At 45.2% G+C, this 15,772-nt stretch carries 15 protein-coding genes; 5 read left to right on the top strand and 10 right to left on the bottom strand.

What is annotated here, in order from left to right; all coding sequences use genetic code 11:
* Window positions 1-10 precede the first annotated feature (10 nt).
* Window positions 11-925, bottom strand: coding sequence for an alpha/beta fold hydrolase (locus tag LZG72_RS01315; RefSeq protein ID WP_233866588.1), 915 nt, complete (start codon window positions 923-925; stop codon window positions 11-13).
* A gap of 166 nt (window positions 926-1,091) precedes the next feature.
* On the opposite strand from LZG72_RS01315, the gene epsC reads away from it, so the two are divergent.
* Window positions 1,092-1,922: a serine O-acetyltransferase EpsC gene (gene epsC, locus LZG72_RS01310; RefSeq protein ID WP_233866585.1), complete on the top strand. Its 831-nt coding sequence runs from the start codon at window positions 1,092-1,094 to the stop codon at window positions 1,920-1,922.
* Here the strand turns inward: epsC and LZG72_RS01305 are convergent.
* Both LZG72_RS01305 and ppk1 read right to left on the bottom strand, forming a co-directional pair.
* On the bottom strand, window positions 1,909-2,508 hold the full coding sequence (locus tag LZG72_RS01305; protein WP_233866582.1) for a TetR/AcrR family transcriptional regulator: 600 nt from the start codon (window positions 2,506-2,508) through the stop codon (window positions 1,909-1,911). The genes epsC and LZG72_RS01305 overlap by 14 nt on opposite strands.
* Window positions 2,509-2,714: 206 nt before the next feature.
* Window positions 2,715-4,811, bottom strand: a complete 2,097-nt coding sequence (gene ppk1, locus LZG72_RS01300; RefSeq protein WP_233866579.1) for a polyphosphate kinase 1 — start codon at window positions 4,809-4,811, stop codon at window positions 2,715-2,717.
* Window positions 4,812-4,954: 143 nt separating this feature from the next.
* Between ppk1 and LZG72_RS01295 the strand changes: the two genes are divergently transcribed.
* Window positions 4,955-5,977 (top strand): aldo/keto reductase, encoded by a 1,023-nt coding sequence (locus LZG72_RS01295; RefSeq protein ID WP_233866576.1) that lies wholly within the window; start codon window positions 4,955-4,957, stop codon window positions 5,975-5,977.
* A 114-nt stretch (window positions 5,978-6,091) separates the two neighbouring features.
* Here LZG72_RS01295 and pyrE read toward each other — a convergent pair whose 3' ends face one another.
* Window positions 6,092-6,733, bottom strand: coding sequence for an orotate phosphoribosyltransferase (gene pyrE, locus LZG72_RS01290; protein ID WP_233866573.1), 642 nt, complete (start codon window positions 6,731-6,733; stop codon window positions 6,092-6,094).
* 1 nt (window position 6,734) lies between these two features.
* A complete protein-coding gene (locus LZG72_RS01285) occupies window positions 6,735-8,039 on the bottom strand; it encodes a hemolysin family protein (RefSeq protein WP_255700870.1) in 1,305 nt (434 codons plus the stop codon).
* Window positions 8,040-8,139: 100 nt separating this feature from the next.
* On the opposite strand from LZG72_RS01285, the gene LZG72_RS01280 reads away from it, so the two are divergent.
* Window positions 8,140-8,832, top strand: a complete 693-nt coding sequence (locus LZG72_RS01280; RefSeq protein WP_233866570.1) for an NUDIX hydrolase — start codon at window positions 8,140-8,142, stop codon at window positions 8,830-8,832.
* Window positions 8,833-8,834: 2 nt separating this feature from the next.
* Here LZG72_RS01280 and coaD read toward each other — a convergent pair whose 3' ends face one another.
* From coaD to LZG72_RS01260, 4 genes are all read right to left on the bottom strand, one after another.
* Entirely contained in the window at window positions 8,835-9,317 is a 483-nt protein-coding gene (gene coaD, locus LZG72_RS01275; RefSeq protein ID WP_233866567.1) for a pantetheine-phosphate adenylyltransferase, read from the bottom strand.
* Window positions 9,318-9,331: 14 nt separating this feature from the next.
* Complete coding sequence (locus LZG72_RS01270) at window positions 9,332-10,237, bottom strand: DUF3822 family protein (RefSeq protein ID WP_233866564.1); 906 nt, start codon at window positions 10,235-10,237, stop codon at window positions 9,332-9,334.
* 19 nt (window positions 10,238-10,256) lie between these two features.
* Window positions 10,257-10,760: an NUDIX domain-containing protein gene (locus LZG72_RS01265; protein ID WP_233866561.1), complete on the bottom strand. Its 504-nt coding sequence runs from the start codon at window positions 10,758-10,760 to the stop codon at window positions 10,257-10,259.
* Window positions 10,761-10,891: 131 nt separating this feature from the next.
* On the bottom strand, window positions 10,892-11,314 hold the full coding sequence (locus LZG72_RS01260; RefSeq protein WP_409017651.1) for a CBS domain-containing protein: 423 nt from the start codon (window positions 11,312-11,314) through the stop codon (window positions 10,892-10,894).
* Window positions 11,315-11,472: 158 nt separating this feature from the next.
* Between LZG72_RS01260 and LZG72_RS01255 the strand changes: the two genes are divergently transcribed.
* A complete protein-coding gene (locus LZG72_RS01255; RefSeq protein WP_233866555.1) occupies window positions 11,473-12,900 on the top strand; it encodes an ATP-dependent RecD-like DNA helicase in 1,428 nt (475 codons plus the stop codon).
* 3 nt (window positions 12,901-12,903) lie between these two features.
* On the opposite strand, the gene LZG72_RS01250 is transcribed toward LZG72_RS01255, so the two are convergent.
* A complete protein-coding gene (locus LZG72_RS01250) occupies window positions 12,904-13,860 on the bottom strand; it encodes an L-threonylcarbamoyladenylate synthase (RefSeq protein WP_233866551.1) in 957 nt (318 codons plus the stop codon).
* Between the two features lie 166 nt (window positions 13,861-14,026).
* Between LZG72_RS01250 and LZG72_RS01245 the strand changes: the two genes are divergently transcribed.
* Window positions 14,027-15,766, top strand: coding sequence for a GMC family oxidoreductase (locus LZG72_RS01245; protein WP_233866548.1), 1,740 nt, complete (start codon window positions 14,027-14,029; stop codon window positions 15,764-15,766).
* Window positions 15,767-15,772 lie beyond the last annotated feature (6 nt).

Here is a 15,772-nt window from a genome sequence, read left to right as displayed (position 1 = left end):
TCATTACCGGTTAATTTCCCAGCTGGCCCGAATTTCCATTAACATCAATGGAGCTGATCTTGTCCTGGAAAAGGCTGCTTCTTAACAGCATTTCTTTGATCATCGAAAGGTGCGTGAAAGTGATCATATGCCCCGCATTGTAAAGGAAAATATACTGGGCACGTTTACTTTTAATGTGTTTTTTGGCAAATTCGATATTGGCAGGATCGGCGATCCAGTCGTTACCACCCTGAATTACCGTTGTCGGAACATTCAGATTTTGCCACACCGGAAGCAACTTTTTCAGTTCATCCGAATGACTATACTTCTCCGCCGTTGCGGTATTGAATTCTCCCGGTAAAAAGAGTTGAATAAACGAATTGCGGCCCCATTTCGAAAACCAGTAAAATTTTTCCCTGTCGGGATCGATCACAGGCGAAACCATGATCAGTTCTTTCACCTGCTCGGGTACCAGTGATACAAGTTTGGCTGCAATGGGCGCACCATACGATCTGCCCAACACAGTAACCTTTTCGCCGCTTTTGTTCAATGCAAAAACCGGCAGTAATGCACGTGCCTGCGTTGCAATGGATGTAACATGACGTTTCTTTTTTAACCTCGACTTACCGTACCCCACTCTGTCCACAGACACGATATGAAATCGTTTTTGCAGATCTTCGTCGTCCATCAGGTTCATGTATCCCCATAATGATCCGGGCGCGCCGTGGATCAAGAGCAGCATCGGCAAGGTATCCGCGCCCACGCTGGCGATACAGAGAGACAGCGTGTCGTTTTTAATAATTTGCTCGGTAGGTTTAATTTTTTTTAAAGCATAATGCTTTTTCACCTGCTTGGACGAAATGATATACCTCGAAAAGCAGGAACTGAGTGAAGCTGAAAGGGACAAAAACAGAATGGCTGCCCGAAGAAATTTAAAACTCAACATACGCCTTAAGAATATTACTCTATTTTATAAATTCACAGGATATTTCAATATACGACTATATTTGGGTAAAAAGTCTAAATCTTTCCGGCTTTTTCTTTGTTCCCATTAAAATTCGGTGCCAGTCACACGTGACATACTCTGACTCTTCTAGCTTAATTTTGAATTAATGACAGCCAACCACCAAGAACAGTTTTTAAAACGCCTGTCGGGCCAGAATAAAAAATATCGTTACCATTTGCCATCCCGCCAGGACGCTGGAAAATTCATCCAAAATCTGCTCAACTTCCTTTTTCCGATCAGCAAGGACTGCCCAAGCTGCCCTTCTAAGGATTTGGCAATGAAGCTAGGAGATTTGCGCAATGACTTGGGTTGCATGCTGGAACCGCTGTTACCTCAACTCGAGAAGGACAAGGAGGATATCCTGGACGAGATCTTTTCGGGAATTCCGGAGATTTATGAAAAACTATTATTGGATGCGAGGTCAATTACGGACAATGATCCGGCTTCGGTGAGCATCGAAGAAGTGATTTCCGTTTACCCGGGGTTTATGGCCATTGCCACCTATCGGTTTGCGCATTTGTTTGCCCAAAGTGGTATACCTCTTCTCCCAAGAATGCTCACTGAATTCGCACACAGCCAGACAGGGATCGACATTCATCCGAATGCAATAATCGGACATTCGTTTTTTATTGATCATGGCACCGGAGTGGTGATCGGCGAAACGACCCACATCGGCAACAATGTAAAGCTTTATCAGGGAGTGACTCTGGGAGCAACACATGTTTCCAAATCACTTGCATCGCGCAAGCGTCACCCTACCATTGAAGACAATGTGGTCGTATATGCGAATGCAACGATTTTAGGGGGAGAAACGGTGATCGGTCACGACTCGATCATTGGCGGGAATGCCTGGCTAGTAAGAAGCGTACCTCCATATTCCCAGGTTTACCACCAGAGCAAAATAGAGATACGCCAACATTCCACTACAGCTGACTAACACTCCGGATGAATCTCCGGATCCCTTCCATATAAACAGGCTCAGCCTGCGGAAAGGCATAACGTGGCTGCGTGGTCATGGTAATGCTTACAAAACCGTAAGTAAGGCACCACCATTCATAATATGTTTTGGTAACCGCTTCTCCGGACCTTGGCCTGAGCGTTGCGATCATTTCCCAAACCGGGTTTCCTTTAATGCTCATCGCCTGTGAATAGGCTTTCTTCGAATCGCAATACGCACCGTCCAGGTTGAACATGACCTGAAACACTTCCGGATTTTCTACTGCGAAATGCCAGATGCTTTGCGCAACTTCAACAAGCTGTTTCTGGGGATTACTGAAATGCCCTTTTATTTTAACAAACTCAGACTGGAGATAATCGAACCCTTCGATGCGGATTGCTTCCAGCAGTTTGTCTTTACTGTCAAAATATTCGTATATGATGGGCGGGCTGTATTCAATCACATCGGCAATCTTGCGGATTGAAACGGCGGTCCATCCATCCATCCGCGCTATGTCTTTTGCAGTTTTAACGATGTCCGAGCGTACCTGTATTTTTAGCCGCTCTCTTCGTTCTACTATTCCCATGCTAAAATGTCTTTAATGATTGAGTCAGAATGATATGCTTTCAAATATAACGATATAGGCCTTATGTCTCAAGGGTATCCAAACCCTTATTTGTAAAAATTGCTATCTATTTTACATTTTTTTTCTACAATCGTTGTCAATTAAATGTGAGGACAGATTCTAAAACTTTGAGCAGAAAAAATTTTTTTTAACGCCTGAAATTGACTTTATTCTGCCTTGCGTACAGGCGAATTTTTTTCAATTTTTTCCACAAACCTGTAATTAGCATCCTGCGCCCGCACCTTGCCTTTCCCATCTTCGGCAATGCGTAAGTTGTTTTGGTAAACATCCAGACGAACCGCCTTTTGATTATCATTTGCATAGTTTCTCAACACCATCCGCATTTGATTTTTCAGGCTTTCATCCAGTACTGGAAAGCAAATGTCGATCCGGCGGTGCAGGTTACGGTAAGTCCAGTCACACGAGGTCAGGAATATTTCATCGTTGCCCCGGTTACCAAAATGAAAGATCCGGGTGTTTTCAATGTATCTGTCCACATGCCGGCTCACGATCACATTGTCGCTCAGTGAAGGCAAACCCGGAATAAGCCCGCAGCTTTCACTTACGATCACATGCACCGGAACACCCGCCTGACCCGCCTGATAAAGTTTATCGATCAGAATGTGATCTTGTAACTGGTTGATCTTAATGGTAATGAACGATTTGAGCCCTGCATTACAATTTGCAATTTCACGGTCTATCAGGTCCAGCAACCTCTTTTGCAATGTAAACTGGGTTACATATAAATAGTTAAATGGCAGGTACTTATATTTTTTAGGCTCATCCTGAGTCGACAGGTAGCCAAACAACAATTCAAGTTCATTCGTCAATTCCCGGTGACTGGTGAGGAGTGCATGATCTACAATTTCACGGCTGGTGAGCCTGTAAAATCCTCCGGTCCCAAGAAATGCATAACGCTCCCACCCTTTCTGGACTTTGCGTTTCACCAATGCCATTTTCGCATGCACTTTAAGGCCGGGGACACTCAATATGATCTTCACTCCCGCGTCCCGCATTTTTTTGGACCATTGCAAATTCTCCTGAATGTCAAGCTTTGTGTTGAGCTCAACATACGTGGTGACCCGCTTCCCATTTCGCGATGCACTAATTAACGAGTTAAGGATGAATGAGTTGGGGCTGATCTTGTAAAGAGAAACGTGGATTTCCCTCACGTGCGGATCAACCGCGGCCTCGTTAAAGAAACGGACAATGGGCTCATACGATTGATAAGGCAGGTGAAGTAATTGATCCGCGTTCTGAAGAGATTCAAAAACAGAGGTCTGCCCGTCAAAATTCGGGTTCAGTACCGGCCGCTGAAATGGGTAGTCCAGTTTTTTCGATAAAGAAGGAAATGCCGCCAGATCCTGCATAAGAAGATAATCTCCGCGTTCATGGAAATCATTCATCGGAATGGCCACCTTGCTCACCAGATATTCACGCATATACAGCGGCATTCCCGATTCGTAAAAGTACTGGGCTGGCTGCACAAAATTCCGTTTTTCAAGCTGCTTCAATATCCGCTGTGCAAGCTGCATCGGGTATTCGTCTTCAATGGCCAGCTCCGTTTCCCTCTCAACCCGTACGGTATAACTTTCCAAAATCAAATATCCCGGAAAAAGTACCGGAAGGTTGTCTCTGATCAAATCCTCCAAAAAAGCGGCATGTCTTTTTCCGTCCCATTCCGGCAATTCCACGAACCTGCTAACCGTCTCCGAAGGCACATTGACGATCGCATACCAGTCTTCTTCCTGATCCTGCTTATGCTGCATCCGAACAACCAGATACAACTGCTTGGACTCGAAAATGGGTGCTTTGAAGCTTCTCCGGCTATCCAGAAACACCGGTTGCAGATACCTGAAAACCTTTTCGATAAAAAATCGACGTAGAAAAGAGAGATGCTCCGGCGCAAATGGCTCGCGGTAATACAAATGGGTTCCTTGCTCGAGCATGGCCGGAAGTATTCGCCCGGTAAGAATATCATTGAATTCAGTAAGCTGATTTTCAATGGTTTCGTAAATGTGCTCTAACAATGAATCCGGAAAAAGATTCAGCTTTGTACGGATGTCGTTGCTGACCTCAGCCATTGCCAGTAGGTTGGGAACACGCACACGAAAGAACTCTTTCGTCTGGTACGCATATATTCCAAGAAACCGCAGGCGTTCCCTCACCGGTACCGTTTCGTCGTTTGCTTCGAGTAATAACCGATAATTATTCGAAAGCCAACTCAGATTCGTATCGAAGTAGGGATGGGCAACATCAATCATTGAGCAGGGTGAAAAAGATTCGAATTTTGTTACAATATAAAGACATTTGATGGGTAAGGATATAACTTTGCAAGACAAAAAATGAACAATGTGCAACAAGCGTTCATTGTTATATTTTCAATTAAAATCCTAATTTCAATAGTATGCGTTATCAATTATTAGGCCGGTCTGGTTTACGTGTGTCTGAAGTTTGCCTGGGTACCATGACGTTTGGTAAGGAATGGGGATGGGGAGCCGACAAACATGAAAGCTTTAAAATATTTGAAACTTTTGCCAATGCAGGCGGCAATTTTATCGATACTGCGAATCGCTATACCGAGGGATCTTCCGAAAAATACGTAGGTGAATTTATTGAAAGCGACCGCGATCATTGGGTTCTGGCTACCAAGTTTACGCTCAAAGACCGCAATGATGATCTGAATTTTGCAGGCAACCATCGCAAGAATATGATCCGGTCCGTCGCATCCAGTTTGAAACGTCTGAATACGGAATACATTGATTTACTGTGGGTTCACATGTGGGATAATACGACTCCGGTAGAAGAAGTGATGCGCGGCCTCGACGACCTTGTTTCCCGCGGAATGGTGCATTACATCGGGATCTCCGATACACCCGCCTGGATTGTTTCGCAAGCCAACACCATCGCCGACTTCCGGGGCTGGAATGCATTTGCAGCCATTCAGTTCGAATATTCTCTTTTGCAAAGAACACCCGAGCGGGACCTGATCCCCATGGCAAAAGCACTCGACCTGGCAGTAACCCCGTGGGGTGCGATCGGCGGCGGCGCGTTGACCGGAAAATATTTACGTGGTGAAAAGGGCCGTGTGCCGGACAACAGCGTCCGCAGGAGCGAACACAGTAGCATTATTGCTCAAACTGTGGTAGATGTTGCCAACGATTTAGGCGTCACACCCGCCCAGGTCGCCATTAACTGGACCAGGCACCGCGATCAGGTGATGATACCGATTATTGGTGCCTCAAAAGATACCCAAATGAAAGATTCCCTGGGCTGCCTCGACTTCCAGATTCCACAAGAAGCATTGAATAAACTCAACGAGGTCAGCAAGATCGAACTTGGTTTCCCTCATGAATTCTTAAAATCAGACGGGGTCAAAGAAGAAGCATTCGGGGGATTATTTGAGAAACTGGACAATCATAGAGGGTGACTAGGGGAATGGAAGTGATTTTTGACGATTGACCATCGACGATCGCCCTCCATGGTCAATCGTCGATGGTCAATCGTCAAATATCCAAGCCGATAACCGACTGCCGATAGCCTCCTACTTTCCCCACACCTCCGGCGCCAGTCTCCATGCGCTCAGGCTTTCTAATTGAGATTCGTCGATATAATTGTGTTCGAGGGCCGTTTCGATCAATGCGTTGTAATTACTTATCGTACTGAGCTTTACATTTTTTTCCTTGAAGTTGTTTACCGCGATTTCAAAGCCATATGTGAAGATCGCAACCATGCCCGCAACATGGATCCCTGCCTCGCGCAATACGTCGACCACCTTTAATGAACTCCCACCTGTCGAAATCAGATCTTCCAGTATAATCACTGACTGGCCGTTTTCGAGTCTGCCTTCGATCTGATTACCCATTCCGTGTTTCTTGGGTTCCGGGCGAACATAGGCAAAAGGAAGTTCCAAGAGATCGGCAACCAGCGCACCCTGCGCGATCCCGCCAGTCGCAACGCCTACCACAGCCTGCACATCGGGATATTCGGTCCGGATTAGTTCAGCAAGCGTTTTCTTTATAAAAGTCCGTGTGTCAGGATATGAAAGTGCGACGCGGTTATCGCAATAAATGGGCGAAAGCCACCCGGAACTCCATTGAAACGGTTTGTCGGGGCTTAGTTTAATGGCTTTGGCTTCAAGCAGTAGTTCTGCGATTCTTTTTGTGATATCCTGATTTGTCAACATATTACTCTTCCGATTCTTCTTTATTATGATGGTTTACTACTAAAAGCTTGTCAATCCGGCTACGGTCCATATCGATCACTTCGAAATCGAAATGCTTCCATTTGAATTGCTCGCCGGTTTTGGGAATATTCTCCAGAACATGCAAAACGAAGCCACCCAGCGTATTGAAGCCCACCAGTTCTCTCCGGTCGGATTCAGGCATATTTACATTGAAATACTGTAAAAACTCATCAAATGGCAATTGGGCATCGATAAGGTAACTTCCATCGTCGCGTTTGACGATTTCTGACGCTTCCTCAATATCTTCGGAAATATCCCCTACCAGCGCGTCCATAATGTCGTGCATGGTCACTACGCCAAGCATTCCGCCATATTCATCGACGATAATTCCAAAATATACCCGCTGTTCCTTAAATTTTTCCAGTGCCTGGTAAGCCCGGTTACTTTCCGGAAGATAGACCGGATCACGAACAATGTTGGTTAAATTGCCAAGTTGCTCATCAATATCCGTGGCAATCAGGTCTTTTACGTACACCAATCCAACAACATCGTCGACCGTACCACGGCAAACCGGATAAATGGAATGTCTGGATTCGAAGATCTTGGCCTTATTCTCCTCTACCGAATCTTCCAGGTCGAGCCAGGTGATTTCCTGGCGGTTGGTCATCAGAGATGTAACTTTCCTGTCACCCAATTGAAATACATTGTGAACAATTTCCTGCTCAATTTCTTCAAAAACGCCCCCGGATGTTCCTTCCTGGATCAGGCTTTTTATTTCCTCCTCCGTCACTGAATTTTCACTCTGGCGGATGTTCAAGACTTTAATAATAAGGTCACTGGAAAAGCCGAGAAGTGAAATAAACGGCGCGGTGAGTTTCGACAGCAAATTCATGGGGGTGGCCATGAATTTCGAGATCGCTTCGGGGTTTGCCATTCCAATACGTTTCGGAACCAGTTCGCCCAAAACCAGAGACAAATAAGTAATGAAAACCAGCACCGTACCCACGGCCAGAGAATGGCTATATGCTGCAAGGGCCGGCACATTTGCTATAATGCGCTCAAAATCAGCGGTGATATTATCTCCACTGTACATCCCCGTTAAAAGACCTATCAGTGTTATTCCAATCTGGACGGTCGATAAAAATCGGGTTGGGGAATTGGCAAGGTTGAGTGCCGCTTTTGCGCTGGAATCTCCATTTTTGGCAGCTGCTTCGAGACGGGATTTGCGGGAAGAAACAAGTGCGATCTCAGACATGGAAAAAATACCGTTGAGCAGCACAAGAAGTAGAATTATCAGGAGTTCCAAGAACCGTGTATTTGATACGGTACAAATTTATCAATAATAATCTCTGCCTAAACTAAACTCTTTACTTAATTTTGGCATCGATTCACGTACCATTTGAAAAATGATCATTTTTTTTGACGACCGTCCATTCAAAATTGTACGGACCAATAAACTCACTGTGGGGAAGGCCCAATTCGATCACATTGTCGATTTGAGGCTGGAGAAGTTGCAAAAGACGATGTTAAAAGGCCATGTTCTGTTCCTCAATTCCACGGTTACAACTGCTTTCCAGGTGATTCAGTTTTTGGAAAAAGAGATTCCGAAGGAAATGCTGTCCATTACGATGGCTACCAAAGAAGAATCGGAGATTGAAGCGAAGATCAAGGGATATTATAAGGTGATCAAAGCTGCAGGTGGTGTAGTGGTAAAAGATGGAAAATGGCTGTTTATGTTCCGACGCAAAAAATGGGACCTTCCCAAAGGCAAGCTGGATAAAGGAGAGGATTCGAGAACGGCTGCGATCAGGGAAATTGAGGAAGAAACAGGCGTAAAAGCATTAGTCCGTAAAAAAATCTGCACTACATGGCATACCTATACATTAAATAATAACCGCATTCTGAAGCGTACCAAGTGGTACCTTTTCGATTGTATCGACGATTCAAAAATGACGCCTCAGGCTGAGGAGCAGATTGAAAAATTGGATTGGTTCACGCATTCGGAGGCAAAGGCACTTTTGATCAACTCATACAGCTCCATTCGGTATGTTGTCGACAGCCTCACTAAAATGGCAAAAATCAAAGAGTCTGATAAGTAAGCTCAGCTTTCCTGGCTGAGTTTATCAAGCTCGGAAAGGGAGTACGGGAGAAAATCGTCCACGCGTTGTCCGTACCGGTGAAGGTCGCGGATAATGCTTGAACTAATGGGAGCAAAGTTGGGCGAGGTGATCAGGAAAACGGTTTCAATTTCTTCGTAGAGGTACCGGTTAACCTGAGAAATGCCGTTTTCATACTCAAAATCGGTTGTATTTCGTAAGCCTCTCAGAAGAAACGTGGCTCCCAATTCGCGGGCGGTATGTGCGGTGAGATCGTCATATGTAATGACTTTTACATTTTTTTCACCTGAAAAGGTCTTCTCAATCATCTCCTTCATCACTTCCAGGGCGAAGTAACGCTTTTTGGTGGCATTATTACCGATACCAATCACTACCTGATCGAACAACCGCAAGCCCCGTAAAACGATGTCTTCATGTCCTTTTGTGAAAGGATCAAAAGATCCCGGAAATAGTGCTACACGATTCATAACGTCGGTTTACATTAAGATGAAACAAGATAGGTATTGAAAAGCCCAAAATAACGGTGACCAGGCACTTCTGCACATTGGCTACTGTACTTCAAGGTACTCGGTCTGCTGCCGATCTGCAAATTTGGAAAAAAGCGGGAAAGCTCCTGGAAAACGTCCGAAGATGCACTCACCTCGCCGTAACACAACACTTTCAGTTCTTCGGGAAGCAGGTTCAACTGATTCAAGGTAAACAGGATAATGTAAGCTAGCTCCTGTATCTGACTGTATCTGAAACGGTTGCACAAGATCAGCTGCTGACTCTCGGTAACCACCAGTGTGAAATGATCTTTTTCGAGATACAGGGAAACGATCCTGATTTCCTGATGTTCCAGATGACTTACCAATGCGCCGATTATGAGCGGGCTGGTCAAATGGTAGAATGTAATATTGGAAGATCCGAAATGATTGATGATCCAGTCATACCAAACCTGGGGAATGCTGAACACATTGTTGGCATGAACCAGCGGCAAATCATGGAATAACACTTTTTCCTGCGCCGGAACGGCTGTTCCCAATGCAAACGACAGATAGTCTTTGCTCGACTCTTGATCGAAGATCGCATTCGGGATCAGGCTGAATGCATTTGAGTTCACGGCAATCCGCACGTTTTTCCAACTACCCGACGACCAAAGTACGTGACCCGCGAAGATCTTTTTCAGTTTCTCAAAAATTTCACCGGGACTAAGAATAGTATCAAAACTGTAGTCTTCCAGCCAGATACATTCCATGTTCTCGTCCCTGATCACGCAGAATCTGATCCGGCGTTCGTCCACCTCAATGCACAACGTACAAAGTGGGATGCTTGCCGGGTCAAAAGAGCTATCGCCCACAAGCAATGCAGGGATTATCTCAATGACCTGGTTTTCAGAATTTGCCACATTAACTCGTTAAATGGTACTAAAAATGATTATTAACACCGGAAATGTATTTGCCAAGCTTCCGGAAACCCTCTAATGAAGCAAGTCGGCTAAAAACGCTATGAACCTGATCACTATCAAATTCACGAATGTCATTCCAGCCCATAAATTTCACTTCTTCGATGATTTGCCCGCTGTTCGAAATTTCCGGATCGTTTCCTTTTGATAAAACACCCTGAAAGGATCTGATTTCGAAAAACAGTTCGACCGCATGTAATGGAGCCTGGATATGTTCATTTACAAACAACAACTCCCCTACCTCGACAGTTAAACCTGTTTCTTCACGAAACTCTCTTTGTAAAGCCTCCACCGCCGACTCGCCAAACTGGATCCCGCCACCCGGTGGTGCCCAGAAAAATCCGTTTTTGCTGTAAAGCGAATGATTCACCAGGAGAATTTTGCCGTCGCTGATGCATATCCCGCAAACCCGGACACGCACAAAACCGCCGTAAAGTTCCTTTATCTCATCATTTACAGTTTGCAAGCCTGGTTTTTTTGAGGGGCAAAGATAACGATCGAACCCAAATTGACAAGTAACTATGAAACCGAAAAGGTTGGCGTGGCAACAAATAAGAAGCGCCGCCAGCCTTACAGGATATGTTAAATGGAAAAGTCTCAGGAATAAGGACTTCCGGAAATGTAGCTTTCCAGTGTAGAAATATGTTCTTTTTGTTCGTGAATGATTGCAGATACGATGTCATTAATGGATATGATCCCGATCAGCACGCCATCCCGGTTTACCGGTAAGTGACGAATGTGTTTATCGGACATGATCTGCATACATTCCTCAATCTTCTGATCTGTTTCAACGGTGATCACCTTGCTCGTCATAACGTCCCGGATCAATGTATCGCGCGATGCCCTGCCCTGCAGAATCACTTTTCTGGCATAATCCCTCTCGGAAAAAATACCGATTAGCAGATTGTCTTCCAAAACCAAAACCGCACCAATGTTTTTTTCGGCCATGAGTTCAAGAGCCTCAAACACTGTGTTGTCCTGGGTGATCGACCAAAGCGCATTGACAGGCTTGTTGCCCATTACATGTTGTACTAGCATAGATGTTCAGGTTAGGCAGTTGTGAGAATAAGGGATCCTAATATAGGTATTAGACGTATTAAAGTCCAATTAATTCTGAGTATATTTTTGTAACAGAATTCTGTTTTGAATTTCGTTATCCTTCCGTTAGATTCGTTGGTATGGATCCCGAAAAAATTATTCCCTCAGTCTTACTCCGAAAAAAATTTCCTTTCAAACCTACTGATGGTCAGCTCCGTTTCTTTGAACAAACCAATGATTTCCTGATTGAAGAAAAAGGGCTCGAACGTTACCGGGATTGTTTTTTACTAAAAGGCTACGCAGGTACTGGCAAAACCACGATTATCAGTACGCTGATTAAAGTACTTAAAAATTTCGGTTATAAATCGGTTTTGCTTGCCCCGACGGGCCGGGCTGCGAAGGTAATGTCCGGTTATGCAGACAAGATTTCGCTGACGATACACAAGAAGATCTACAAGCAAACGGCTGATGCATTCTCTGGAACACTGAGTTTTCAACGTCAAAAAAATTACCACGACAATACGCTTTTCATCGTGGACGAGGCATCGATGATCACCGATGAGGCGGATTTCGGCAGTCGCAGCTTGCTGGCCGATCTGATTGAGTTCGTGTTCGAAAATCCGGGCAACAAGCTCATGTTGGTTGGCGACGTGGCCCAGTTACCGCCGGTAGGCCGTGAACTTAGCCCGGCACTGGATCGCGATTATCTTGAAAAAACATTCTATATGTCTGTTTTTCAGGAGGAATTAAAGGAGGTAATGCGGCAGGACGAGCAATCGGGAATCCTTTATAATGCGACGGTACTTCGGAACCAGCTTGCCTCGGAAAAACCCGAAATCCAGATTACTACCCGCTCATATCGGGATGTTTTTAAAATGACCGGGGAAAAGTTGGAGGAAGGCCTGCGTTATGCATATGATAAATACGGGCAGGAAAATTCCATCATTCTAACACGTTCGAACAAAACGGCGGTCCAGTATAATGAATATATCCGGCGCGCCATTCATTTTTCGGAAGAAGAACTGGATGCGGGCGACAGACTGATGGTAGTCCGGAACAACTATACTATTCTCGATGAAGATTCTCCCGCGGGATTCATAGCGAATGGCGATTTCGTTGAGCTGCTCAAAATCCGAAAAACACAGGAAATGTATGGTTTCCGGTTTGCAGACGTCACATTACGGTTGACGGATTATGAAAAGCAGCCTGAATTTGATGCCAAAATATTTCTGGATACGTTGCATTCTGCCTCGCCATCAATGTCTGTCGAAGATAACCGGAAGCTCTATGAAAGTGTGCAGGCGGATTATTTTCATATTCAATCAAAAAAAGAGCGGATTGAGGCGCTCCGGAAAGATCCTTTTTTAAATGCGTTGCAGGTGAAATTTGCTTACGCACTCACCTGTCACAAGGCCCAGGGGGGACAATGGAGTGCTGTTTTTATTGATCAGGGATATTTGCCGGAAGAGCAGATCAATGCAGAATTTATAAGGTGGCTTTATACCGCCATTACCCGAGCGACCGATGAAGTTTTTTTAATGAATTTTCATTCACACTTTTTCAAATAACTGTTATTCCGTGGCTGCTGCGCGCTGCAATCTGTCATTAATGGCGAGCCCAAGCCCACTCATAGGAACCCGTTCTGCTTTGATGAAATTCACATCCATTGCATCCAGTTCCCGCAAATAGGCGAACAAATTATGCGCTGCTTCTTTCAGATCACCCGACGGGCTCAATAACCGCTGGTATTTTTTATCTACATTTTCGAGGTACGTATCAAACAAAAGATATCCGGTCTGATCGGGATCAAAAACTGAAATAGACGCTCGTTTTTCAAGATAAAGTGGTTTCCGCGGAGCATAATGACTTTTCAGCATGCCGGGTGCTTTTGGGTCCGAAGATGAATGCGGCATAAAGCTTACCTCCCCGATCAGGTCACGAATCTGGTCAATTTCCAGACCTCCGAGCCGGTAGATGATCGTTTCGTTATTTTCAAAACCGATAATCGTCGATTCGATACCGACCTCGCATTCACCACCATCCAGAATGTAGGAAATCTGGTCGCCAAGTTGCGCATTGACGTGTGTTGCATTGGTAGGACTAATGTATCCGAACGGATTCGCACTCGGTGCCGCCAGTGGAAAATCCAGCTGACTTAACAGATCCAATGCAACAGGATGTTTGGGAATACGTACCGCAACCGTATCCAGGCCGGATGTTACCAAATCCGGAATGATGATTTTTTTAGGTAAAAGAAGCGTTAACGGGCCGGGCCAAAAATGACTGGCGAGCGTTCTGGCCTTTTCCGGAATCTCTGACACATACTGCTCAATTTTCGAAATGGTATCGGTATGTATGATTAATGGGTCAAAGGCAGGCCTGTTTTTTACCTCAAAAATCGAAAGGACAGATTGCTCATTTAATGCGTTCCCCGCTAGCCCATATACCGTTTCCGTCGGTATTGCTACTAACTCACCTTTCATTAAAAACGCTTTCGCAACACGTATGTCAGTCCCGGTAACAGCCAAAATAGAGTCAATTTAAAATGCAAAATTACTTCTCTGAGCTTTAATTCCGAGTATTCTCATTTAGATTGTTTTTAAATAACCCTGAAAGTGCAACGCATCTATATCTGTTATCTATTCCCTGTTTATATTTATTGATTGAATAATACTCTAAAAAATCCCAATAATTATGTTTCAAATCAAAGAACAACCTGCCGTTTTCGACGTCTGCATCGTAGGCTCGGGAGCAGGAGGTGGAATGGCGGCTTATCAACTTGCAAAAGCGGGCGCCAAGGTTGCACTTTTGGAGGCCGGTGGGTACTTTGATCCTGCTGATCCTAAATATATTACGCAATTAAAATGGCCATACGAATCGCCGAGACGTGGCGCGGGTAACCACCGTCCTTTTGGAGATTTTGACGCAGCATGGGGAGGTTGGGAGATTGAAGGTGAACCTTACACACGCAAAAACGGAACCCAGTTTGACTGGTTCAGGTCGCGGATGCTGGGCGGGCGCACCAACCACTGGGGTAGAATTTCCCTGCGTTTCGGCCCAAAAGACTTTAAAAGAAAAAGCATCGATGGCCTTGGCGACGATTGGCCGATCAGCTATGATGATGTGAAACCCTATTATGATCGGGTTGATAAGCTGATCGGAGTTTTCGGAACGGTCGAGGGAATGGACAATGAACCGGACGGTATTTTCCTTCCTCCCCCAAAGCCTCGGTTACATGAGCTGTTTATAAAACAAGCTGGTAAAAAAGCCAATATCCCTGTTATTCCTTCCAGGCTTTCGATTCTTACAAAACCGGTCAATAACGAGCGTGGGGTTTGTTTTTATTGCAGCCAGTGTTCTCGCGGATGCCAGGCTTACGCGGATTTCTCGGCATCATCAGTTCTTTGTATTCCTGCTATCAAAACTGGTAATGTAACGCTGATCAACAATGCAATGTGTCGCGAAGTACTCAGCGATCCCGTAACCGGCCTTGCTACCGGCGTGTCATACATTGATCGTGAAAAACTGACGGAACATACTATTAAGGCCAAAGTGGTGGTTCTTGCCGCCAGTGCTGCCGAATCTTCGAGATTGCTGCTTAACTCAAAATCAGAACGTCACCCAAATGGAATGGCGAATTCAAGTGGCGTGGTTGGGCATTACCTGCACGATTCTACGGGTGCTTCCCGCGGCGCATTCTTGCCCCATTTGATGGACCGTAAAAGGTATAATGAAGATGGTGTCGGTGGAATGCACGTGTATACTCCGTGGTGGCTGGACAACAAAAAACTGGATTTTCCACGTGGCTACCACATTGAATACGGAGGCGGAATGGGAATGCCGAGCTACGGATTTGGCTCGGGAATTGAGAACCTGAATGGCAAGTACCCGACTAAAAGTGGCGGAATGAAGCCAGCCGGTGGCTACGGCGCATCTCTCAAGGATGATTATCGCCGGTTTTACGGTGCAAATATTGGAATGGCCGGTCGCGGGGAAGCAGTTCCGGACTTCAACAACTATGCTGAAATCGATCCGAATGTGGTGGATAAATATGGCATACCAGTATTGCGGTTCCATTACAAATGGTCTGATTATGAGATCAAACAAGCCAAACACATGCACGATACGTTTGAAGAAATGATCCATGCATTGGGCGGAGTTCCGACCGGAACGAAGCCGGGGGCTGATACGAATTATGGTATCGCCGCTCCCGGACGTATTATCCACGAAGTAGGAACGGTACGGATGGGTGATGATCCGAAAACATCTGCATTAAACAAGTATTCCCAAGCCCACGAAGTTAAAAATGTGTTTGTCGTAGACGGAGGTTCATTTGTTTCACAAGCCGACAAAAATCCAACTTGGACGATTCTCGCATTGTCTATGAGAGCGTCGGAATACATCATTAATCAGGTTAAACAGAAAAATATCTAGTTGGAA

It is taken from the genome of Dyadobacter sp. CY323, from assembly GCF_021390245.1.
Classification (GTDB): domain Bacteria; phylum Bacteroidota; class Bacteroidia; order Cytophagales; family Spirosomataceae; genus Dyadobacter.
The sequence above is the reverse complement of the archived record's forward strand: the minus strand, read 5'-3'. Positions and strand labels throughout refer to the sequence as shown.